The organism is Vibrio sp. 10N (genome assembly GCF_036245475.1).
GTDB lineage: Bacteria > Pseudomonadota > Gammaproteobacteria > Enterobacterales > Vibrionaceae > Vibrio.
Window position 1 is genome coordinate 2,985,065 of record NZ_BTPM01000001.1, and the last position, 20,497, is coordinate 3,005,561.

General features: G+C 47.4%; 19 protein-coding genes. 8 read left to right on the forward strand and 11 right to left on the reverse strand.

Annotated elements, in window-relative coordinates; all coding sequences use genetic code 11:
• Positions 1-32 precede the first annotated feature (32 nt).
• From AAA946_RS13830 to AAA946_RS13840, 3 genes are all read left to right on the forward strand, one after another.
• Positions 33-1,445, forward strand: coding sequence for a phosphoglucomutase/phosphomannomutase family protein (locus tag AAA946_RS13830; RefSeq protein ID WP_338165359.1), 1,413 nt, complete (start codon positions 33-35; stop codon positions 1,443-1,445).
• 221 nt (positions 1,446-1,666) lie between these two features.
• Positions 1,667-2,227 (forward strand): DJ-1/PfpI family protein, encoded by a 561-nt coding sequence (locus AAA946_RS13835; RefSeq protein WP_042496306.1) that lies wholly within the window; start codon positions 1,667-1,669, stop codon positions 2,225-2,227.
• Positions 2,228-2,301: 74 nt separating this feature from the next.
• Positions 2,302-2,577, forward strand: coding sequence for a ribbon-helix-helix domain-containing protein (locus AAA946_RS13840; protein WP_338165360.1), 276 nt, complete (start codon positions 2,302-2,304; stop codon positions 2,575-2,577).
• 15 nt (positions 2,578-2,592) lie between these two features.
• Here the strand turns inward: AAA946_RS13840 and AAA946_RS13845 are convergent, their stop codons facing one another.
• From AAA946_RS13845 to AAA946_RS13870, 6 genes are all read right to left on the reverse strand, one after another.
• Positions 2,593-3,624 carry an ABC transporter ATP-binding protein gene (locus AAA946_RS13845; RefSeq protein WP_338165361.1) on the reverse strand — a complete coding sequence of 344 codons (1,032 nt, stop codon included), beginning with the start codon at positions 3,622-3,624 and terminating at the stop codon, positions 2,593-2,595.
• On the reverse strand, positions 3,624-5,249 hold the full coding sequence (locus tag AAA946_RS13850) for an ABC transporter permease (protein ID WP_338165362.1): 1,626 nt from the start codon (positions 5,247-5,249) through the stop codon (positions 3,624-3,626). The genes AAA946_RS13845 and AAA946_RS13850 overlap by 1 nt, the downstream gene beginning before the upstream one ends.
• Before the next feature lie 83 nt (positions 5,250-5,332).
• Complete coding sequence (locus tag AAA946_RS13855) at positions 5,333-6,343, reverse strand: Fe(3+) ABC transporter substrate-binding protein (RefSeq protein ID WP_338165363.1); 1,011 nt, start codon at positions 6,341-6,343, stop codon at positions 5,333-5,335.
• Between the two features lie 135 nt (positions 6,344-6,478).
• A complete protein-coding gene (locus tag AAA946_RS13860; RefSeq protein WP_042473340.1) occupies positions 6,479-7,708 on the reverse strand; it encodes an ammonium transporter in 1,230 nt (409 codons plus the stop codon).
• Positions 7,709-7,726: 18 nt separating this feature from the next.
• Positions 7,727-8,065 carry a P-II family nitrogen regulator gene (locus AAA946_RS13865; protein ID WP_038229080.1) on the reverse strand — a complete coding sequence of 113 codons (339 nt, stop codon included), beginning with the start codon at positions 8,063-8,065 and terminating at the stop codon, positions 7,727-7,729.
• Between the two features lie 206 nt (positions 8,066-8,271).
• Entirely contained in the window at positions 8,272-8,643 is a 372-nt protein-coding gene (locus AAA946_RS13870) for a YacL family protein (protein ID WP_042473337.1), read from the reverse strand.
• A 94-nt stretch (positions 8,644-8,737) separates the two neighbouring features.
• Here AAA946_RS13870 and AAA946_RS13875 point away from each other — a divergent pair, with 94 nt between their 5' ends.
• From AAA946_RS13875 to AAA946_RS13885, 3 genes are all read left to right on the forward strand, one after another.
• On the forward strand, positions 8,738-9,880 hold the full coding sequence (locus AAA946_RS13875; protein ID WP_338165364.1) for a sugar diacid recognition domain-containing protein: 1,143 nt from the start codon (positions 8,738-8,740) through the stop codon (positions 9,878-9,880).
• Positions 9,881-10,040: 160 nt separating this feature from the next.
• Positions 10,041-11,306, forward strand: a complete 1,266-nt coding sequence (locus tag AAA946_RS13880; RefSeq protein ID WP_338165365.1) for a GntP family permease — start codon at positions 10,041-10,043, stop codon at positions 11,304-11,306.
• A gap of 9 nt (positions 11,307-11,315) precedes the next feature.
• Positions 11,316-12,455 carry a glycerate kinase gene (locus tag AAA946_RS13885; protein WP_338165366.1) on the forward strand — a complete coding sequence of 380 codons (1,140 nt, stop codon included), beginning with the start codon at positions 11,316-11,318 and terminating at the stop codon, positions 12,453-12,455.
• Positions 12,456-12,519: 64 nt separating this feature from the next.
• Here the strand turns inward: AAA946_RS13885 and AAA946_RS13890 are convergent, their stop codons facing one another.
• Positions 12,520-13,659, reverse strand: a complete 1,140-nt coding sequence (locus AAA946_RS13890; protein WP_338165367.1) for an arginase family protein — start codon at positions 13,657-13,659, stop codon at positions 12,520-12,522.
• A 127-nt stretch (positions 13,660-13,786) separates the two neighbouring features.
• On the opposite strand from AAA946_RS13890, the gene AAA946_RS13895 reads away from it, so the two are divergent.
• A complete protein-coding gene (locus AAA946_RS13895) occupies positions 13,787-14,812 on the forward strand; it encodes a helix-turn-helix transcriptional regulator (RefSeq protein WP_338165368.1) in 1,026 nt (341 codons plus the stop codon).
• A gap of 97 nt (positions 14,813-14,909) precedes the next feature.
• On the opposite strand, the gene AAA946_RS13900 is transcribed toward AAA946_RS13895, so the two are convergent.
• Positions 14,910-16,085 (reverse strand): Ldh family oxidoreductase, encoded by a 1,176-nt coding sequence (locus AAA946_RS13900; RefSeq protein ID WP_338165369.1) that lies wholly within the window; start codon positions 16,083-16,085, stop codon positions 14,910-14,912.
• A 35-nt stretch (positions 16,086-16,120) separates the two neighbouring features.
• Here AAA946_RS13900 and AAA946_RS13905 point away from each other — a divergent pair, with 35 nt between their 5' ends.
• Positions 16,121-16,300 carry a hypothetical protein gene (locus AAA946_RS13905; RefSeq protein ID WP_338165370.1) on the forward strand — a complete coding sequence of 60 codons (180 nt, stop codon included), beginning with the start codon at positions 16,121-16,123 and terminating at the stop codon, positions 16,298-16,300.
• A 204-nt stretch (positions 16,301-16,504) separates the two neighbouring features.
• Here the strand turns inward: AAA946_RS13905 and eno are convergent, their stop codons facing one another.
• The 3 genes from eno to mazG form a co-directional block, all read right to left on the reverse strand.
• Positions 16,505-17,803, reverse strand: coding sequence for a phosphopyruvate hydratase (gene eno / locus AAA946_RS13910; RefSeq protein ID WP_252012574.1), 1,299 nt, complete (start codon positions 17,801-17,803; stop codon positions 16,505-16,507).
• Positions 17,804-17,878: 75 nt separating this feature from the next.
• The gene (locus tag AAA946_RS13915) at positions 17,879-19,519 is read right to left on the reverse strand and encodes a CTP synthase (protein ID WP_338165371.1); all 1,641 of its coding nucleotides are present in this window, start codon (positions 19,517-19,519) and stop codon (positions 17,879-17,881) included.
• 162 nt (positions 19,520-19,681) lie between these two features.
• Positions 19,682-20,488, reverse strand: coding sequence for a nucleoside triphosphate pyrophosphohydrolase (gene mazG, locus AAA946_RS13920; protein WP_338165372.1), 807 nt, complete (start codon positions 20,486-20,488; stop codon positions 19,682-19,684).
• Positions 20,489-20,497 lie beyond the last annotated feature (9 nt).

Below are 20,497 nucleotides of genomic sequence, written 5' to 3' on the forward strand. Positions count from 1 at the left end.
TGCATGAGCAGATAACCTCTTAGGAGAGAGAGATGATCAAATTTGGAACAGGCGGCTGGCGCGCCTTTATTGGCGAAGAGTTCACTAAGGACAACGTGAAGCTCGTCGCTCAAGCGCTGGCTAACATCATTAAAGCCGAAAACGTAGCAGAGCGCGGGTTCGTTATTGGCTATGACCGCCGTTTTTTATCCGATAAAGCGGGACGCTGGTTTGCAGAAGTATTGGCAGCTAACAGTATCCCAGTGAGTTTTATCGATAAGTTCGTGCCGACCCCAATTGTTATGTACAAGGCGAAAAGCATGGGCTGCGCGTATTCTGCGTGCATCACCGCGTCTCATAACCCGGCAGATTACAACGGCATCAAGGTGTTTATTGAAGGCGGTCGTGACGCTGATGAAGTGATCACTGAGAAGATCGAAGCGCAGATTGCCACACTGACTCAACAAGAAGTGATTTCTGGCGATTTCGAGCTGTGCGTCGAGCGCGGCGCTATCAGCGTGATCAACCCGATGAACGAGTTTGTTGATTCGATCATCGACCTTATCGACATCGACGCCATCAAGCGCGCTAACCTTAAAGTGCTTATCGACCCGATGTTTGGGGTAGCGAAAAACGCACTGCAAACGGTGCTTATTAATGGACGCTGTGATGTTGACGTCATCAACGATGGCAAAAATCCAGACTTTGGCGGCTTAATGCCTTCGCCAAGTGCAGCAACCCTATATCGTCTTAAGCATCTCGTGGCGGCAGAGGGCTACGATATTGGTATTGGTACCGATGGCGATGCTGACCGTCTTGGCATCATTGATGAAAAAGGCAACTTTATTCACCCCAATGAAGTCCTGCTGCTGCTCTACTACTACTTACTTGAGTACAAAGGCTGGAAAGGCTCAGTGGTTCGTAATATCGCCACCACTCACCTACTGGATAAAGTTGCTGCCGATTACGGTGAAAAGAGCTTTGAGGTTCCCGTAGGCTTTAAGCACATCAGTAGTCAAATGGAGGCCGACGATTCACTGATTGGCGGTGAGAGCTCAGGCGGCTTGACCATTCGCGGTCACATCAAAGGTAAGGACGGCGTATTTGCCTCTAGCCTTTTAGTCGAAATGCTCAGTGTCACTCAGAAGACACTTTCCGAGTTGCTATCAGAGATCTACGGTAAGTATGGCTACGCCTATACCGCCGAAGGCGATTGCACCTTTAAACCATCACAAAAAGACAGCTTGTACCACAAACTCTACGTCGAGAAACTGCTCCCTGAGTTTGAGTATGAAGTAGAAAAAGTCAGCTATGCCGATGGTGCGAAAGTGTACTTTAAAAATGGCGGCTGGGTGATTGCTCGCTTCTCCGGAACCGAGCCATTACTGCGCATCTTCTGTGAAATGGAAGACAAGGAACAAGCGGAATATGTTCTTCAACAGATGAAAGACTTTTTGTCTTTGTAGTCACTGTTTCCTTTCCTTTTTGCCTTAAGCGGTCTCGACTCACCTTCTTGACCGCCCATTAGCAAAAAGCTCCCTATAGGTGGAGAACATCTTTGCCCGGAACGACTGTCTCCGGGCTTTTTTGTAGTAATCCACTACTACCAAGCATTGTAAAAAATTTGTTAACTTGAGAATTTAGCGACTAATTTCCCAACCACGACAAGTAACAAGGAGAGAACACGATGGCTAAGGTACTTATTATTGCAGGCGACTTTGTGGAAGATTATGAACTCATGGTGCCCTTTCAAGCACTGCTGATGGTGGAACACCAAGTCTCGGTGGTCTGCCCTGAAAAGAAAGCAGGCGACACCATTAAAACCGCGATACATGATTTTGAAGGTGACCAAACCTACACAGAAAAGCCGGGACACCTATTTACCCTCAATGCTGATTTCAGCAGTATCGATGCGACCGACTTTGATGCCCTACTCATTCCGGGCGGACGTGCACCAGAATACTTAAGACTGAACTCAGAGGTGATTGAGTTAGTACAAGCGTTCGCGGCAACGCAAAAACCGATTGCCGCAATTTGCCATGGCGCACAACTACTTGCAGCAGCTAACGTCATTGAAGGGCGCACTATCTCAGCCTATCCGGCCTGCGCCCCAGAGGTGAAACTCGCAGGCGCCAGCTACGCTGATATTGAAGTCACCGACGCAGTTACTGACGGCCAGTTTGTCACCGCACCTGCATGGCCTGCACACCCTGCTTGGTTAGCTCAATTCAACAAGCTACTCGACTAAGACTAAAGCACAACAGACAATCGCGCAGTAGCCGCTATGCTATTCAAACCCACTGTTCATTGGAGCGCTCACCAATGTGTGAAATCTACTCTGGTGCCGAAACCAACTTGTTTGAATTGAAGTCGCGTAGCGTGCGCATTGACGGTGTCGTCACCAGCATTCGCCTGGAAGCGGTATTTTGGAAGATCATTGAAGAGATTGCGGAGGACGCTGAGATATCGGTGGCGGAGTTTCTATCGAGGATTTATCGAGAGGTGGTCGACAAGCGAGGAGAAATCGGTAACTTCACCTCGCTACTTCGTGTCGCTTGCACCACTTATCTCAATAATGGTCAGCGTATCGAGCTCTAGTTTTTAGACGACTTATCAGGCAAAAGCAACGATGCCTTGGGCATCAACACTCACCGCGACACTTTGGCCAACATCAAGCGCTTCTAATGAGGTTGCCAATACGCGGGTGCCTTCAATGTCCACCACATAACGGCAATGGTCACCCATAAACTGCTGCTCAATAACCGTAATAGTACTCTTATCTGACTGAGTCAATTGAATATGCTGCGGACGCACCAAGAGCTGACAATCGGCACCCTGCTCAATCAAGGCGCATGACTGAGCTTCAACTTGGCCGATAGCGGTATCGAATGTTGAGTCGTTAATATGCTTGGCTTGCAGATAGCTACCACCACCTAAGAAGTCGGCAACAAACTTGCTTGATGGGCAGAAATAGAGCTCCGACGCCGAGCCATATTGCTCGATTACGCCTTGGTTCATCACTGCCATTTTGTCGGCAAAGGCGAACGCTTCTTCACGGCTGTGAGTTACGAAAATCGCGGTCACACCCTGTTTTTTGAAGATTTTGCGGATCTCGCGGATCAGCTCATGACGCACTTGGGTATCAATGTTGGAAAACGGTTCATCAAGTAGCAGTAGGTCGGGCTTATACGCCAAGCTGCGCGCAATCGCCACGCGCTGCTGCTGACCACCCGACAGTTGATGCGGGTAACGGTCAATGAACTGCTCAAGGTGTACCAGTGACAACATTTCCATCACGATGGCATCTTGCTGCGCTTTAGGCGTGCCTTTCAGACCAAACGCGACGTTCTGCGCTACTGTAAGATGAGGAAACAGTGCGTAGTCTTGGAAAATCATCCCGATGTTGCGCTGCTCTGGCGGCATCCAAGTTTCACCGTTATCAATCTCGCGCTCACCCAGCGTCATCTTGCCTGCAGACAGCGGCAATAGACCAGCGATCGCTTTTAGCAAGGTTGTTTTACCGCAACCACTGGCGCCCAGCAAACAAACAATCTCCCCTTGATTAACCTGCAGAGACAAGTTCTCAAGTACTGTTTGATCGTCATACTGACAAGATAGGTTTTCGATAGACAGTGCAGTGGTCATCAGTGATTTTGCTCCAATGAACGGTTAACAATAATGAGCGGCAGTAATCCAACGAGTACCAGCAAGACGGCTGGCATCGCAGCTAGCTCCAAATGCTCATCTGAGGCAAAGTTATAAACGTAAGTAGCCAAGGTTTCAAAGTTGAATGGACGTAGCAGCAGCGCAGCATTGAGCTCTTTCATCGACTCAATAAACACCAACAGCCCAGCAATCAACACGCCACGTTTGATCAATGGCAAATGCACGCGAACCAACATCTGATTCTTTTTACAGCCCATAGTGCGTGAGGCCATATCTAGCGAAGGAGAAATCTTACTCAGACTGGTTTCGATACTACCAATCGCCACCGCAGAAAAACGCACCACCATGGCAAAAATCAGCGCAAACATCGAGCCAGAGAAAATCAGGCCAGGACGCTGCCAGTCCATCGCTTTGGCGAAATCATTCACCGAATGATCCATAAACAGAACGGTCACCATCACACCAATCGCCAATACAGTCCCGGGGACGGCATAACCCAGCGATGAGGCTCGCATGAAAACAACCCCCTTACGACTTGGATCTAAGCGGCGATAGAAGTTAACCACCAAAGCGACGATCACGCCGATGATGGCGGCAATGATAGAGACCTGCAAGCTGTTGATGGCATAGGTTTGAAACTCTTCGGTCCAACTTTGTGCAAAGTACTTGTAGGCATAGATCACGAGTTGTCCAAGTGGGAAGATAAACGCTGCCGACACCAAGCCCCAGCACCAGGTTAATGCCGCCCACTTTTTCCAGCCACGTAACTCGTAACGAAAATCTTCATGGCTGTTGTACTGACTTTGAAACAGTTTCTGTTTACGGCGACTGTAGCGCTCTGCGCCCAGTAGAAGCACAATCACCACCATCATCATGGCGGAAATTTTGGCTGCGGCACTCAAGTTCGAATAACCAAGCCAAGTATCGTAAACCGCCGTGGTCAAAGTGCTGACCGCAAAGTAGCTGACCGTACCAAAATCACCAATGGTTTCCATCGCCACCAGCGACAAGCCTACCGCAATAGAGGGACGCGCGAGTGGCAGTGAAATACGCCAAAAGCTTTCTAACGGCGAGCACTTAAGCAGCCTTGCCGATTGCAGCAAAGAGACGTTTTGCTCCATAAAAGCGGCTCGACACAGCAAATAAACGTAGGGGTAAAGCACCAACGAGAGTACAACCGTTGCACCGCCCACAGTGCGTATATCCGGGAACCAGTAGTCGCCAGCTTGCCAAGCAAACACATCACGCAGCCACACTTGAATAGGGCCAGCAAAGTCAAACCAGTCGGTAAAGATATACCCAATAATATAGCCCGGCATCGCCAAAGGCAGCACCAGCGCCCATTGCAATACTCGCTCCGTAGGCAAGCGACACATGGCCATCAGCCAAGCACTTGGTACACCAAAAATAAGAGAAAGCAGCAGAACGCCAACCACCAGTTTGATGGTATTGAGGATATAGGTGGGCATCACCGTCGACATCAGGTGTGCGAAAAGATCACTTGATTCACCAAGTGCGGTATAGAAGATCGCTAAAATAGGCAAAACCAGTAGCAGAGTTAACACTCCACTACTGGTTTTCCAAACAACATTTTTTTCTTTCATTGCCTAAACATACATCAGGCGACGCGAAGTCGAGAAGTCATAAACCAGATTGAATAAGGGGGCATTATACCCCCTTTTTTCGATTATAGGTCGAACTTAACTTCATCTAACAATTTGATCGCAGCGCTGTGGTAACCAGCAATGTCATCTAGCGAGATAGTATCTGCTTTGAAGTCACCCCAAGATGCCACAAGTTCAGAACGCTTAACGCCTTCTTTCACTGGGTACTCGTAGTTCACTTCTGCGTACATTTGCTGCGCTTTTTCGCCTGTTAGGAACTCCATTAGCTTCAGTGCATTGTCTTTGTTTGGCGAGTGTTTCGCCATTGCCATGCCACTCACGTTAACGTGCGTGCCAGTGGTTTCTTGATTCGGGAAGTTGATGTAAACCGCATCAGCCCACGCTTTTTGCTCTTTGTCGTTAACCATTTTACCTAGGTAGTAACTGTTACCTAGAGAAACGTCACAAAGACCTTCTTTGATCGCTTTAACTTGAGCGCGGTCGTTGCCTTGTGGCTTACGAGCTAGGTTCGCTTTTACGCCTTCTAGCCACTCTTTAGTTTCTGCTTCACCATGGTGAGCAATCATAGATGAAACCAAAGATACGTTGTAAGGGTGCTTACCGCTACGAGTACAGATTTTGCCTTTGTACTCAGGCTTAGCAAGGTCTGCATAGTTGAACTCTGCACCTAGCTTACCAACACGGTCGCGAGATGAGTAAACATTACGAGTACGTAGAGTCAGAGCAAACCACTCATTCTCTTTATCACGGTACTGAGCAGGTACGTTCGCGTTAATCACATCGCTGTCTACCGCTTGAACTACGTCCTTGTCTGTTAGCTCTGCAAGACGGCTGATATCCGTTGTTAGCACAACGTCAGCTGGGCTGTATTCGCCTTCTTGCGCAAGCTTCTCTGCCAAACCTTTCTTAGCAAACTTCACGTTAACCTTGATGCCCGTTTCTTTCGTGAACTCGTTGAACATTGGCTCAACAAGGAAAGGTTGACGGTAAGAGTAAACGTTGACTTCTTCCGCAGCCATCGCTGGAGCGGCAAAGCTTGCTGCGATTGCAGAAAGAGTTAGCAGTTTTTTCATTGTTTAGTTCCTTTAATTCATAATGAGAACGTTTATCAGTTGCGTTATTATATTCATACAGATTTGAAAAACAATGATCTGACATAAAAAAACCTGCCTAATAAGGCAGGTTTTTAATAAAAGTGTAACTAAATGTTACTTCATGCTGACGAACTCTGGGTAAGCACCAACACCACAGTCGTGCATGTCCATACCTTCTAGCTCTTCTTCTTCCGATACGCGGATACCGATTGTTGCTTTCAGTACCGCCCATACCGCTAGACTTGCTGCGAATACCCAACCGAAGATAACTGCCGCACCTAGAAGCTGTGCACCGAACGTTGCGTCACCGTTGCTTAGTGGCACAACCATTAGGCCAAAGAAACCACACACACCGTGAACTGAGATAGCACCTACTGGATCGTCAATCTTAAGCTTGTCTAGGCCAATGATGCTGAATACGACTAGCGCGCCACCTACTGCACCGATTGCTACCGAGTAAACTGGTGATGGAGACAGTGGGTCTGCTGTGATTGCGACCAGACCAGCTAGTGCACCGTTAAGAATCATTGTTAGGTCAGCTTTACCCCACGTTGTCTTACACACAAGCATTGCTGCAATTGCACCCGCCGCTGCTGCTGCGTTGGTGTTTAGGAAGATTTGACCAACTGCTGTTGCGTTCTCGAAATCAGAAACCATTAGCTGAGAACCGCCGTTGAAACCGAACCAACCTAGCCATAGGATGAACGTACCTAGTGTTGCTAGTGGCATGTTCGAACCTGGGATTGGGTGGATTTCACCGTTCTTACCGTATTTACCTTTACGAGCACCCAGTAGTAGAACACCTGCTAGAGCGGCTGCTGCGCCTGCCATGTGAACAATACCTGAGCCTGCGAAGTCACTGAAGCCTGCTTCTGATAGGAAACCGCCGCCCCATGTCCAGTAACCTTCCATTGGGTAGATAAACGCTGTTAGCACTACAGAGAAGATTAGGAAAGACCAAAGCTTCATACGCTCAGCAACTGCACCTGATACAACTGACATTGCTGTTGCAACGAATACTACTTGGAAGAAGAAGTCCGACTCTAGAGAGTGGTCTGCGCCTTCACCTTGAGTGCCAATTAGCGCACCAAATGATGGTAGCCAACCGCCTTCGCCGTTATCTACATACATGATGTTGTAACCCACGATGAGGTAACAAGTACACGCAATCGCGTAAAGACAGAAGTTTTTAGTTAAGATTTCTGTTGTGTTCTTTGAGCGGACTAGACCCGCTTCTAACATGGCGAAACCTGCCGCCATCCACATTACTAGTGCGCCTGAAATAAGAAAGTAAAAAGTGTCCAGCGCGTAACGTAGTTCGCTTACAGTCGTTGCTAATTCCATAATAAGTTCTCCAATCCCTTAAAGTGCTTCAGCGTCCATTTCGCCCGTACGAATACGTACTGCTTGGGCTAGGTCGTACACAAATATTTTTCCGTCGCCAATCTTGCCGGTTTGAGCAGCGTTAGTGATCGCTTCAATAACTCGGTCTACGTTGTCTGCGTGCGTCGCGATTTCAAGTTTTACTTTCGGTAGAAAGTCCACTTGGTACTCCGCACCACGATATAATTCTGTGTGTCCTTTCTGACGGCCAAATCCTTTGACCTCAGAAACGGTCATTCCCTCGATACCAACATCTGCAAGTGCTTCTCTTACATCATCGAGTTTGAATGGTTTAATGATTGCGTTAATAAGTTTCATGGCATCCCCTTCGCCTTTTATCCCTGTTACGTATTCTAGTAATCAAGGTGCGTGCCAACTTTTTAACCTGTTGAAAAATATAGAATTGATGTTTTTATGTTATACAAATGAAAACACCTTGCACTTTATTGGTGCAAGGTGTTCACAAAAATAATGCGTTTTATGTTATTAGCACTAGGAGTGTGCAAATTTGGGGCAAAGGGTCACTACCTGTTGTGAATAAAACGCTCCCATTGCTCTAAAACCGAGCGAAAATCCTCTAGTCCACACTCGCTATGACTCTCACTCTCATAAACAGAAAACTCTTCATCCATCTCCATTAAACTGTCAAAAGCTAAGGAATTTTCGTAAACATGAACCTCCGAGTCCACCACACTTAATGAGATCTCTTTACCTTGCCACTTGAACTCATTGCCCGAAAACTGGGCAGCTTGAGTGAGCAACTCGGTAATTTCCATGATGGTGCGGTCACTGGTACTGATCTCTTCTTGCAGCAGACGAGCAATCACTTCTTGCCCCATCTCGCATCTCACTAGGTACTCACCTGTGAAACTGTTTTTAATAAACTCGAATTCCATCACTGTTTCTCTTGGTAATCTCGCGGCGATTATACCTTAGTTTGCAAGACAATCGGGTATACTCAAAAGCATCTTCCGATTACATGTTCAACGTATGCAGCTTAACTCTCTCATTGCTAAACAAATTGTCGATCGTGCGAAAAAGATCATCGATTACTCTATTAACGTGATGGACGAAAATGGCGTCATCATTGGTTCAAGTGATCCCTCTAGGCTGCATCAGATCCACGAAGGCGCGCTACTGGCGATCCGCGATAACCGCACCTTAGAGATCAATGATTCCGTTGCCTCTACCCTTTCAGGGGTTAAAAAAGGCATCAATCTACCTATTATCTACGACGAGAACGTGATTGGTGTAGTGGGTATCTCTGGTACACCGGAAGAGGTGCGCAGTTATGGTGAGCTGGTCAAGATGACCGCCGAGCTTATCGTAGAACAGGCGGCCTTAATGTCGCAGGTGCAATGGAATAAACGACATCGCGAAGAGCTACTTCTACAACTAATAGAAGGCTCAAGCTTAAACGAAGGCCAATTGCTCTCCATCGCACAAAGGCTCGACCTCGACCTTGCCCAGCCTCGCGTTGCTACTGTGATCAAAGTGATCCCACGACCAGGCGAGCCAGTAACACTTGAACACCTACAAAAGCTGGTGCATCTATTGGAGTATCCAGAGCGCGATAACATCGTCGGGATCGCTTCGGTATCGATGAATGAGATCGTGGTTTTGAAGCCGGTGACGATTATCAATGATTCGTGGAGCCGCAAAGAAGAAGAGAAGCGAGTGGCAAAGCTGCTAAAACGTATCGACCAAGAGTGTGATTTTTCAATTCAAATGGCGATAGGTGACTACTTCCCTGAACTGGTCGGTATTGCTAAATCCTATGAAACCGCCAAAGCGACCATCGAAAGTAGCCACAGCCTAGATGGTCCTATTTTGTTTTATCAAGACCGCAAGTTATCGGTACTAATAAGCAGCATCAAACACGACCCATGGCGCGCCAATCAGCTAAAGACTCCGATTGAAAAACTGATTACTGCTGATAGCAAAGGCGTGCTTCTAAAGACGCTGCGCACTTTTTTTGAGCAAAACTGCGATCTAGCTCAAACTTGTGAATCCCTCCATATCCACCGTAACACTTTGCGATACCGACTCGACAAAATAGAGCAAACAACTAACTTAAACATCAACAACTTAGACGAAAAAGTACAACTCTACCTAGCGTTAAAATGTTTGTAACAAAATGGTTAATTTGTGCATTTGCACAAATTAACCATAATCACCAATGATAAATTCGTCAGCTCGCATAAAGAAAACCTTCCCCTAAATGGCTACTCTTCCGCTCAATAAGGGTTTTTAGACCCAAAGAAAAAATTATTAAAATTGCGGAAACCAAACCATGATTGAAGTCTCTACCTTAGGCGCACTAGCAGCTCTGATTGTTGCCATCGCCCTTATCCTTAAGAAAGTTCCACCTGCTTACGGCATGATCATCGGCGCCCTTGTCGGTGGTGTTGTCGGCGGCGTTTCTCTCACCGATACTGTTGCTCTAATGATCGGAGGTGCACAAGGCATTGTCACTGCAGTACTCCGTATTCTGGCAGCGGGTGTTTTGGCGGGCGTGCTGATCGAATCCGGCGCGGCAACTTCTATTGCTGAGACCATTGTTAAAAAAGTCGGCGAAACTCGCGCGCTTCTCGCTCTAGCGATTGCCACTATGATTTTGACTGCGGTTGGCGTATTCGTTGACGTTGCGGTGATTACCGTTTCACCAATCGCACTGGCGATTGCACGCCGTGCTGACATCTCCAAAACCGCTATCTTGCTGGCGATGGTCGGCGGCGGTAAAGCCGGTAACGTGATGTCACCAAACCCGAATGCGATTGCGGCAGCAGATGCGTTCAACGTTCCTCTAACCTCGGTAATGGCAGCGGGTGTTATCCCTGGACTGTGCGGCATGATCTTCGCCTACTTCATCGCGAAAAAGCTAGTCAACAAAGGCTCTAAAGTCGCAGAGAGCGAAGTGGTTGCTGTTGATCACTCTAAGCTGCCTAAATTTAGTGCTGCGATTGTTGCTCCATTAGTCGCCATCGCACTGCTTGCGCTTCGCCCTATTGCTGGCATCAACGTTGACCCGCTCATCGCACTACCACTCGGTGGCTTGATGGGTGCCGTCGTCATGGGTCGCTTTGCCGACACTAACCACTTTGCCGTATCTGGCCTATCGCGTATGGCACCAGTAGCAGTAATGCTTCTTGGTACCGGTACCCTTGCTGGCATCATCGCTAACTCAGGTCTAAAAGATGGCCTTATTGATGTGCTGACTGCCTCAGGTCTTCCATCATACCTACTTGCTCCAATTTCAGGTGCCATGATGGCACTCGCAACCGCATCGACCACAGCTGGTACTGCGGTCGCGTCAAGCGTATTTAGCTCCACCATTCTTGAACTCGGCGTTCCTGCTCTAGCGGGTGCAGCCATGATTCACTCTGGTGCTACTGTACTGGATCACATGCCACACGGTAGTTTCTTCCACGCCACAGGCGGCGCAGTGCATATGGATATTCGCGAGCGTCTCAAACTCATTCCTTACGAGTCTGCGGTTGGTCTAATGATCGCGTTCGTTTCAGTAATGATCTTCGGTGTGTTCGGTCTATTTGTTTAAGGTTTAATTATGAAAATTATCATCGCTCCAGATTCATACAAAGAAAGTCTAACGGCCATGGAAGTTGCCGAAGCTATTGAGGCAGGATTTAAGAAAATCTTCACCGACGCCGAATACATCAAACTTCCGATGGCAGACGGCGGCGAAGGCACAGTGCAGTCGCTCGTTGATGCTACTGGCGGCTCGATTGTTACTTGTGACGTAACTGGGCCACTCGGACAAACCGTTGAGGGCTTTTTCGGTCTGATGGGTGATGGTTCAACCGCTATCATTGAGATGGCGGCAGCATCCGGTCTTCATTTGGTAGAACCTGAAAAACGCAACCCACTAGTGACCACCACTTTTGGCACGGGTGAGCTGGTTAAAGCGGCGCTGGATCGCGGAGTGAAGCACATTATCGTCGGTATCGGCGGTAGTGCGACCAATGACGGTGGTATTGGTATGGCGCAAGCTCTAGGTGCAAAATTGCTTGATGCCAACGGCAATGCACTGGGTTTTGGTGGCGGTGAGCTAAGCAAGCTCAGCCGCATCGACCTTGCAGAGCTAGACCCTCGTCTAGCGGATATCAAGCTAGAAGTGGCATGTGATGTTGATAACCCACTATGTGGCCCGAAAGGCGCCTCTCATGTATTTGGCCCGCAAAAAGGGGCAACGCCTGAGATGGTTGAAACGCTAGACAGTAACCTGGCGCACTACGCAGAAGTGATTAAATCAACCAATGGTCGTGACGTCGTAGATACCGCTGGTGCTGGCGCTGCAGGTGGACTAGGTGCTGCACTTTTAGGTCTTTTCGATGCCGAGCTTCGTCCGGGCATTCAGATCGTAATGGATGCAGTAAACCTTAGCGAAGTAGTAAAAGATGCCGATCTTGTGATTACTGGTGAAGGTCGCATTGATAGCCAAACTATCCATGGCAAAACACCAATTGGTGTAGCGCGCACGGCCAAGCAGTATGATATACCTGTGATTGCGATTGCAGGCAGTACAGCGAAAGATTGTGCAGTAGTGCATGAGCACGGTATTGATGCGGCATACAGCGTAGTGCTTGGTGCCACGGATTTGCCAACGGCGCTAAAGGAAGCGGCATTCAATGTCGAGATGACTTCTCGCAACATCGCCGCTGCAATGGCGATGAACTTTAGCAAATAATTTCCTGTTGCCAAAAACAAAATGCCCGCTCAATTGAGCGGGCATTTTTCTATCTGAAACCAGATTAGAACTCGATGTTACGACCGAAGTTCATTGGCCAGTTAGTTGGGTTCTTCTTACCTTCACGGATGTAACGGCACTCTGCCAACCATGTCAGTAGTTCCCAACCGAATGCAGCTGTGAGTAGTGCATCTTTCTCATCAGAGTTCTTCTGAGGAGCAAATTCCGCGATATCTGCACCGACTAGGTTGATACGCTTAGTTGCACGAAGCTTACGGAAGATGTCGTAGTACATGCGCGCAGAAACACCGAATGGATCTGGGCTTGAGTTTGCACTGTGGTCTAGAAGATCTAGGCCATCTAGGTCAAACGTTAGGTACACTGGACGACCGTCGCCTTGCTTCTCTAGGATTTGCTCAACGATGTAGTCAACGCCTAGATCGTAGATTTCATCCGCTAGGAAGAAGTTACCACCGATCGCTTTCGCTTTACCTTGTTGTGATGCACACCAGCGGCCACGCATACCTAGGCTCACGCTGGTTGATGGGTCCATTGCACCTTCTGATGCTAGACGGCAGTACCAGTTGCCGGAGTATGACTCGTAGTCAAAGTCTTTACGAGTCAGTAGGTCAAAGTGACCATCGATGTGGATAAGTGATACTGGGCCGTGAACTTTCGCCAGTGCCGCAGGACCAGGGTAAGCGACAGTGTGGTCACCACCAAAGAAGAATGGCGTGATACCGTGGTTAATAACCATGTCATCAACCACTTCTTGTGCAGCACGCATTTCTGCATCTAGGTTGAACTGACCAAGACCATCCCAGTTTCCGTAGTCGATGATGTTACACAATTCGAACGGCATAGTACCGTCTTGGTGAATCAGACCCATACCCGTTTTTGACGCTTCACGAATCGCAGCTGGACCAAATTTATGACCACCAGCATTTGGCGAGCACTTATCCATGGTTAGGCCGTACATTGCGATGTCAACACCTTCAAAGTTATTCACATAAGGGGCACCGAATGCACCCACGTGCTCTTTACCTAGCAGGCTGAATGCTTCAACGCCTTGCTCTGCCATGCGCGCTTGCATAGGAGCAATGTCTTCGTTGATGTAGAAATCCGCATCTGACTTGTTCCAGTAGATGTCTTGGTATAGGTCTAATTTTTCTTTCGCAATTTCAACACGTTTTGGCTTAAACATGGATAATTCCTCTCGTTATTGGAGTAGCCGCCAAAGCGACTTCTCAAGATAGGGTTATTATAGTGGCTAAACTGGACGTTATTAATTACACTTCAGGACAGCAACATGATACTTCAGGACAATATCTGTGTATTCTTTGAACCATCAACACTTTTTACAAGCGATTATTGGTCATTGGGAAGCGATCGTTCGCCAGTCTATGGGCAGTGACTTCGATGCACATCAGTTTTTACGTAAAGCCGACATCATGCGTATCAATCAAGGCCACTACCACCCAATCCATGTCTCCCAAGTGCACCAACTGATCAACCTAACTGTCAACCAACTGCACATCGATGGACTTGGGCTGCGCATCGCCAAGCGACTCAAGCTGCAAGATATGGGCGCCTGGGGCTATGCGATGATCAACTGTCAGAACATTAAGCAGTTGCTTGATACCGGACTGCAGTTTTCTTTCGTGACCAAAGACTACGTCGATATCCATATCGGCTACGACAGCGAGTGGGCCTATATCACCATAGTCGACCGCTCTGAGGGACGCTCAGCTCAGCACTACAATGTGGAAGAGTCCCTCTGCCATTACTACCTTGGATTGAAAAACTTTCTTGGCGACTTGTTTAAATCTCAATATGTTTTTGTCGATTTTTCCTACCAAGAGCCAAATTACGCTCCATTGTATCGAGAGATATTTACCGATAACTTGAGTTTTAACGCCAACAACAATCAATTGCGCTTTCCCGTCGAATGGGTGCACCATGACATTACGCTACAACCTGCGATCATTGCCCATATTGCCACCGTGCAAAGCCAGCGACTAGACGATAGCCTCGACTCTCCGCTGAGCTACCAAATTCGCTTTAAGCTACTCAGCCAAATGAAATACGGCTTACCAACGATGGAAATGGTGGCCGACGACCTTAACATGACCTCTCGCACGCTTAGACGAAAACTAGAAGCGGAACACACCACCTTTAAGCAGCTAGTATTGGATACACGAATGCAGCTTGCTAAAGAGTACTTGGTCAATTCCTCGCTGCCCATTGCTGAAATTGCCGAGCTACTCAACTACCACTCTGCACCACCCTTTTTTCGCGCGTTCAGCAAGTTTGAGGGCTGTAGTCCAAAGCAATACAGACAGTCCGCCTCAAAATAACCCTGCTAATCTCCCTAAGCCAGTAACAGTCGGTTACAAGCAAAAAAAAGCCCAGTCCAAAGGACCGGGCTTAAAATCATGTGCGTATGATTTTCAATTACTTACGGATAGTTTCCGCTGCGCGCTCAGCGCCAACTTTCGCTTCCCATTTCGCGTTTAGCTCTTCGATTGAAGTGCCAGAACGTTTTAGGAAGTCTTTGAAACCGTCCCAGTGAGCGTCCATTACTTGATGCTCATCAGTTGCAGTTGCAAGAGCTTTTAGGCCCCACTCATCTGGGATGAATACTTCGTTGAAGCCAGCACGTGGACGGTTAGCTTTCAGCGCTTGAACAAACATGTCAGACTTACGCTTCACTTCTTCGATTGGACCGAAGTGGCTTGGGTCAATCACTAGGATGTAAGAACCGCCTACTGGACATGGTGCATCTTCCATAGTGAAGAAGTCACTTGGTACCGCTGGAAGCTCAGGAGCAATCTTACCTTTCGGGTTGATGATTGCCGTCATTACTTCGTTCCAGATGTTTAGCGAGTATAGACGTGGCGTTAGGAACGTCCATGGTGCTTTACAGTCAGCAACACGGCCGTAACCTTCGATTAGAGAGCCCCACTTACGAGCGTCAGCTGTTAGCTCACCAGTGTCTTGGTCAACAAGTGCAGCAACGTGTAGGTCGCGGTCGTTAACGATAGCGTCACAGATGTGAGAGTCGTAACCTTCACCGATCATGATAGATGTTACTAGTGGTAGCTCTTCACCGCCAACTAGAGCCGCATCGAACGGAGGGCAAGACATTGCTGGATCCATACCACCGAATGGTGCGTTTAGAGGTACAGAGTTGTTTGAAGACATTGCGAACATGCCTTCTTTCATTGCCATCTGTGTGTAGTTAGAGAAGTTGCCGCCGTCACAGTGGTCGTAACCGAATACGATTGAGATACCGTGCTTACGTGCTTTCTCGATAGCCGTTTGAGCCATTAGCGTACATACGTAGTGGCCAGAAGACTTCTTACCGTTGTAAACAGCCCAAGTGTCACCTTCAGACTCGATTTCTGGAGTCGTAGTCGTGTCAAGGATGCCCGCTTCGTAAGGGATAGTTACCGCTTCGATAACACCTAGACCTTGGTGTAGTTTGCCTTGAAGGCCACCAACTAGTAGGTTGTGCGCTAGGATATCAGCGTGCGCTTGAGATGCACCGATGTGCTTCCAAGACTCAGAAACGATGAATGAGAAGTACTCGTTGTTAAACGTAGTAGTAGGGCTGCTAACTTTAGCCATGGTAATGTCCTCTGTATAAGTAGGAATACGTTTTTATGAAAACTGTAGTCACTTTAACCCATTGGACAAAATTCAGAAGTAACATACTGGATGGTGTTACCCAAACTGTTACCCGTTTTGATGACAAACGTCACAAATCTGTAAGGTTAATTGGCCATAAAAAAAGCCGCTCTATTGAGCGGCTTTTTCAAAGTCGTTTAAAAATCAAGAATTAAGCTTGACCTTTAACTTCTTTAAGACCGTTGTAAGGTGCTTTTTCACCTAGCGCTTCTTCGATACGAATTAGTTGGTTGCTTTCTTTTAGGTATAGCAGCAACACGGTCAGAGCGGCTCATTGTTCTTAGAGCCTTAAAAGCAAAATGCCCCACTAAAAAGTGAGGCATTCATTAAAGCTTTAAGCTAATAATTCAAACTATGAATTACTGACCTTTAACTTCTTTAAGACCGTTGTAAGGTGCTTTTTCACCTAGCGCTTCTTCGATACGAATTAGCTGGTTGTACTTAGCAACACGGTCAGAACGGCTCATAGAACCAGTCTTGATTTGACCTGCAGCTGTACCTACCGCTAGATCAGCGATAGTTGCATCTTCAGTTTCGCCGCTGCGGTGAGAGATTACTGCTGTGTAACCTGCGTCTTTAGCCATCTTGATAGCAGCTAGAGTCTCAGTTAGAGAACCGATTTGGTTGAACTTGATAAGGATAGAGTTAGCTACGCCTTTTTCGATACCTTCAGCAAGGATCTTAGTGTTAGTAACGAATAGATCGTCACCTACTAGTTGAAGCTTGTCACCTAGTAGTTCAGTTTGGTGCTTGAAGCCATCCCAGTCAGACTCGTCTAGACCGTCTTCGATAGAAACGATTGGGAATTGGTTAGCTAGCTCAGCTAGGTAGTGGTTGAACTCTTCAGAAGAGAAAGTCTTACCTTCGCCTTTCATGTTGTAGATGCCAGCTTCTTTGTCGAAGAACTCAGATGCTGCACAGTCCATAGCTAGAGTTACGTCTTTACCTAGTTCGTAACCAGCAGCTGCAACAGCTTCTGCGATAACTTCTAGAGCTTCAGCGTTAGACTTAAGGTTAGGAGCGAAACCACCTTCGTCACCAACTGCAGTGCTGTAGCCTTTAGACTTAAGAACTTTAGCTAGGTTGTGGAATACTTCTGCACCGATACGTAGACCTTCTTTAAGAGTCTTAGCACCAACTGGTTGGATCATGAACTCTTGGATGTCAACGTTGTTGTCTGCGTGCTCACCACCGTTGATGATGTTCATCATTGGTAGAGGCATAGAGAACTGACCTGCAGTACCGTTTAGCTCAGCGATGTGCTCGAACAAAGGCATGCCTTTAGCAGCTGCTGCCGCTTTAGCGTTTGCTAGAGAAACAGCTAGGATAGCGTTCGCGCCGAACTTAGACTTGTTTTCAGTACCGTCTAGGTCGATCATTACTTGGTCAACGTCAGCTTGAGCTTTAGCGTCTTTACCAACTAGAGCTTCAGCGATTGCACCGTTCACAGCTTCAACAGCTTTAAGAACACCTTTACCTAGGAAACGTGCTTTGTCGCCGTCACGTAGCTCAAGAGCTTCGCGAGAACCAGTAGATGCGCCAGATGGAGCCGCAGCCATACCTACGAAACCGCCTTCTAGGTGTACTTCAGCTTCAACAGTTGGGTTACCACGTGAGTCGATGATTTCACGACCTAGAACTTTAACGATCTTAGACATTAATGTTTCCTCTCATTAAATATAAATGTCAAATTTAGGGCAGCCGCACAACCTTCGCTGCCGCCCGTATCCTTTTTACTTTTCTTCAGTACCGCGTTGGTACTCACCTGCTGCTTTTACAAAGCCAGAGAACAGTGGGTGACCATCGCGTGGTGTTGAAGTGAATTCTGGGTGGAACTGCGCAGCGACAAACCATGGGTGTGCTGGGTTCTCGATCACTTCAACTAGTTTCTTGTCTGCTGATAGACCAGAAACTTTTAGACCTGCTTTTTCAATCTGAGGACGAAGTACATTGTTCACTTCATAGCGGTGACGGTGACGTTCGTGGATCTTCGCGTTGCCGTATAGCTCGTAAGCTTTTGTGCCTTTTTCAAGGTGACATAGCTGAGAACCTAGACGCATAGTACCGCCAAGATCAGAGGTTTCAGTACGTTCTTCAACTTTACCTTCACCATCAACCCACTCTGTGATCAAGCCTACCACAGGGTATTTCGTCTCTTTGTTAAATTCTGTTGAATGCGCGCCTTCCATACCCGCTACGTTACGAGCGTATTCGATAAGCGCAACTTGCATCCCTAGACAGATACCTAGGTAAGGAACTTTGTTCTCACGTGCGTATTTTGCAGCAAGGATCTTACCTTCAACACCGCGGTCACCGAAGCCACCAGGTACTAGGATTGCGTCTAGGCCTGCTAGTGCTTCTTCGCCTTTAGTCTCTACGTCTTGTGAGTCAACATACTTGATCTTCACGTTTAGACGGTTTTTAAGGCCAGCGTGCTTAAGTGCTTCGTTTACCGACTTGTAGGCATCAGGTAGTTCAATGTACTTACCTACCATACCGATAACGACTTCACCCGTTGGGTTCGCTTCTTCGTAGATTACCTGTTCCCACTCAGATAGGTTTGCTTCTGGAGCAGTGATACCAAAGCGAGTACAAACAAGATCGTCAAGACCTTGCGCTTTAATCAGTTGAGGGATCTTGTAGATAGAATCTACGTCCTTCATTGAGATAACCGCTTTCTCTTGTACGTTACAGAACAGAGCAATCTTCTTACGCTCGTTTGCAGGGATCATGCGATCGCTACGACAAACTAGAATATCTGGTTGGATACCGATAGATAGAAGCTCTTTCACCGAGTGTTGCGTTGGCTTAGTTTTCACTTCGCCCGCAGCGGCTAGATAAGGTACAAGAGTCAGGTGCATGAACATAGCGCGCTCACGGCCAAGCTCAACCGCTAGCTGACGGATAGCTTCCATAAATGGTAGAGATTCGATATCACCAACTGTGCCACCAACTTCAACGATCGCAACGTCGTGGCCTTCAGAACCAGCGATGACACGATCTTTAATAGCGTTTGTGATGTGTGGGATAACCTGAATAGTCGCACCTAGGTAGTCACCACGACGCTCTTTACGTAGAACGTCAGCGTAAACACGACCAGCAGTAAAGTTGTTGCGTTTTGTCATCTTGGTACGGATGAAACGCTCGTAGTGACCAAGGTCCAGGTCAGTTTCAGCGCCATCTTCCGTGACGAACACTTCACCGTGCTGAGTTGGGCTCATTGTGCCCGGATCAACGTTGATGTAAGGGTCAAGCTTCATCATGGTCACTTTAAGACCACGTGCTTCTAAAATTGCTGCAAGAGATGCTGCTGCAATACCTTTACCTAGAGAGGATACTACCCCGCCAGTAACAAAAATATAATTTGTCGTCATGTTTAACCTGAAGTTGGTTGAATGAGGGAAAATGGATTTCTTCTGGACGGGATGCAAATATACCAGAAGCCCTTTACCGCCACAACGTGAAACTTATCACATTCAAAATTTTTATTTTTTGCTTCAAATCAATAGTAGAAACTTACACTAGTGAGAAGCGGTTCACAAATCCGAGCTGTTTTCTTGTTTTTTTACATCATTCCAAAACGCATCCAGCTCTTGAAGACTGAAGTCCGTCAATAACTTACCTTCCTCCGTAACACGCGCTTCTACCCCCTTAAATCGGCGAGAAAATTTGTCGTTGGCTTTTCTTAGCGCGACTTCAGGATCTTTCTGCAAATGGCGAGCAAGATTCACTGCGGCAAACAAGAGATCGCCGACTTCTTCTTCCAATTTGTCTTCGTTTACATCGACTTGAATCGCTTCTTCAACGACCTCTTCGATCTCTTCTTGAACCTTCTCAACCACAGGCCCAAGAGCATCCCAATCGAAGCCAAATTTTGCACAACGTTTCTGAATTTTGTTGGCTTTGGAAAGCGCAGGAAGCGACTGTGGTATTGAGTCTAGAATACTTTGCGCAGTTTTGCCTAGTTGCGCTTTTTCCTTCTGTTTCTCTGCTTCCCAATTGGCATTGATCGCCGCTTCATCTTCAAACTCAACGTCAGAAAAAACGTGCGGATGGCGGCGCGTGAGCTTGTCGTTAAGTCCTTCTACTACTTCATTAAAATCAAACAAACCCTGCTCTTTAGCCATTTGACTATAGAAGATCACTTGGAACAGCAGATCGCCTAGCTCTTCTTTTAGGTTCGGCCAGTCTTTGTTGTGAATCGCATCGACGACTTCAAAGGTTTCTTCGATGGTGTGCGGGACTATGGTGTCGAAGGTTTGTTTTCTATCCCATGGGCAGCCTTTCTCTTCATCACGAAGCTGCGCCATGATAGAGAGGAGTTGGTCTATAGGTTGGGTCATATTGGATTC

Bases quoted from the DNA above. Each gene is read 5' to 3' on its own strand.
- AAA946_RS13830 (WP_338165359.1), top strand. From the start codon at position 33: ATGATCAAATTTGGAACAGGCGGCTGGCGCGCCTTTATTGGCGAAGAG.
- AAA946_RS13835 (WP_042496306.1), top strand. From the start codon at position 1,667: ATGGCTAAGGTACTTATTATTGCAGGCGACTTTGTGGAAGATTATGAA.
- AAA946_RS13840 (WP_338165360.1), top strand. From the start codon at position 2,302: ATGTGTGAAATCTACTCTGGTGCCGAAACCAACTTGTTTGAATTGAAG.
- AAA946_RS13845 (WP_338165361.1), bottom strand. From the start codon at position 3,624: ATGACCACTGCACTGTCTATCGAAAACCTATCTTGTCAGTATGACGAT.
- AAA946_RS13850 (WP_338165362.1), bottom strand. From the start codon at position 5,249: ATGAAAGAAAAAAATGTTGTTTGGAAAACCAGTAGTGGAGTGTTAACT.
- AAA946_RS13855 (WP_338165363.1), bottom strand. From the start codon at position 6,343: ATGAAAAAACTGCTAACTCTTTCTGCAATCGCAGCAAGCTTTGCCGCT.
- AAA946_RS13860 (WP_042473340.1), bottom strand. From the start codon at position 7,708: ATGGAATTAGCAACGACTGTAAGCGAACTACGTTACGCGCTGGACACT.
- AAA946_RS13865 (WP_038229080.1), bottom strand. From the start codon at position 8,065: ATGAAACTTATTAACGCAATCATTAAACCATTCAAACTCGATGATGTA.
- AAA946_RS13870 (WP_042473337.1), bottom strand. From the start codon at position 8,643: ATGGAATTCGAGTTTATTAAAAACAGTTTCACAGGTGAGTACCTAGTG.
- AAA946_RS13875 (WP_338165364.1), top strand. From the start codon at position 8,738: ATGCAGCTTAACTCTCTCATTGCTAAACAAATTGTCGATCGTGCGAAA.
- AAA946_RS13880 (WP_338165365.1), top strand. From the start codon at position 10,041: ATGATTGAAGTCTCTACCTTAGGCGCACTAGCAGCTCTGATTGTTGCC.
- AAA946_RS13885 (WP_338165366.1), top strand. From the start codon at position 11,316: ATGAAAATTATCATCGCTCCAGATTCATACAAAGAAAGTCTAACGGCC.
- AAA946_RS13890 (WP_338165367.1), bottom strand. From the start codon at position 13,659: ATGTTTAAGCCAAAACGTGTTGAAATTGCGAAAGAAAAATTAGACCTA.
- AAA946_RS13900 (WP_338165369.1), bottom strand. From the start codon at position 16,085: ATGGCTAAAGTTAGCAGCCCTACTACTACGTTTAACAACGAGTACTTC.
- AAA946_RS13905 (WP_338165370.1), top strand. From the start codon at position 16,121: ATGAAAACTGTAGTCACTTTAACCCATTGGACAAAATTCAGAAGTAAC.
- eno (WP_252012574.1), bottom strand. From the start codon at position 17,803: ATGTCTAAGATCGTTAAAGTTCTAGGTCGTGAAATCATCGACTCACGT.
- AAA946_RS13915 (WP_338165371.1), bottom strand. From the start codon at position 19,519: ATGACGACAAATTATATTTTTGTTACTGGCGGGGTAGTATCCTCTCTA.
- mazG (WP_338165372.1), bottom strand. From the start codon at position 20,488: ATGACCCAACCTATAGACCAACTCCTCTCTATCATGGCGCAGCTTCGT.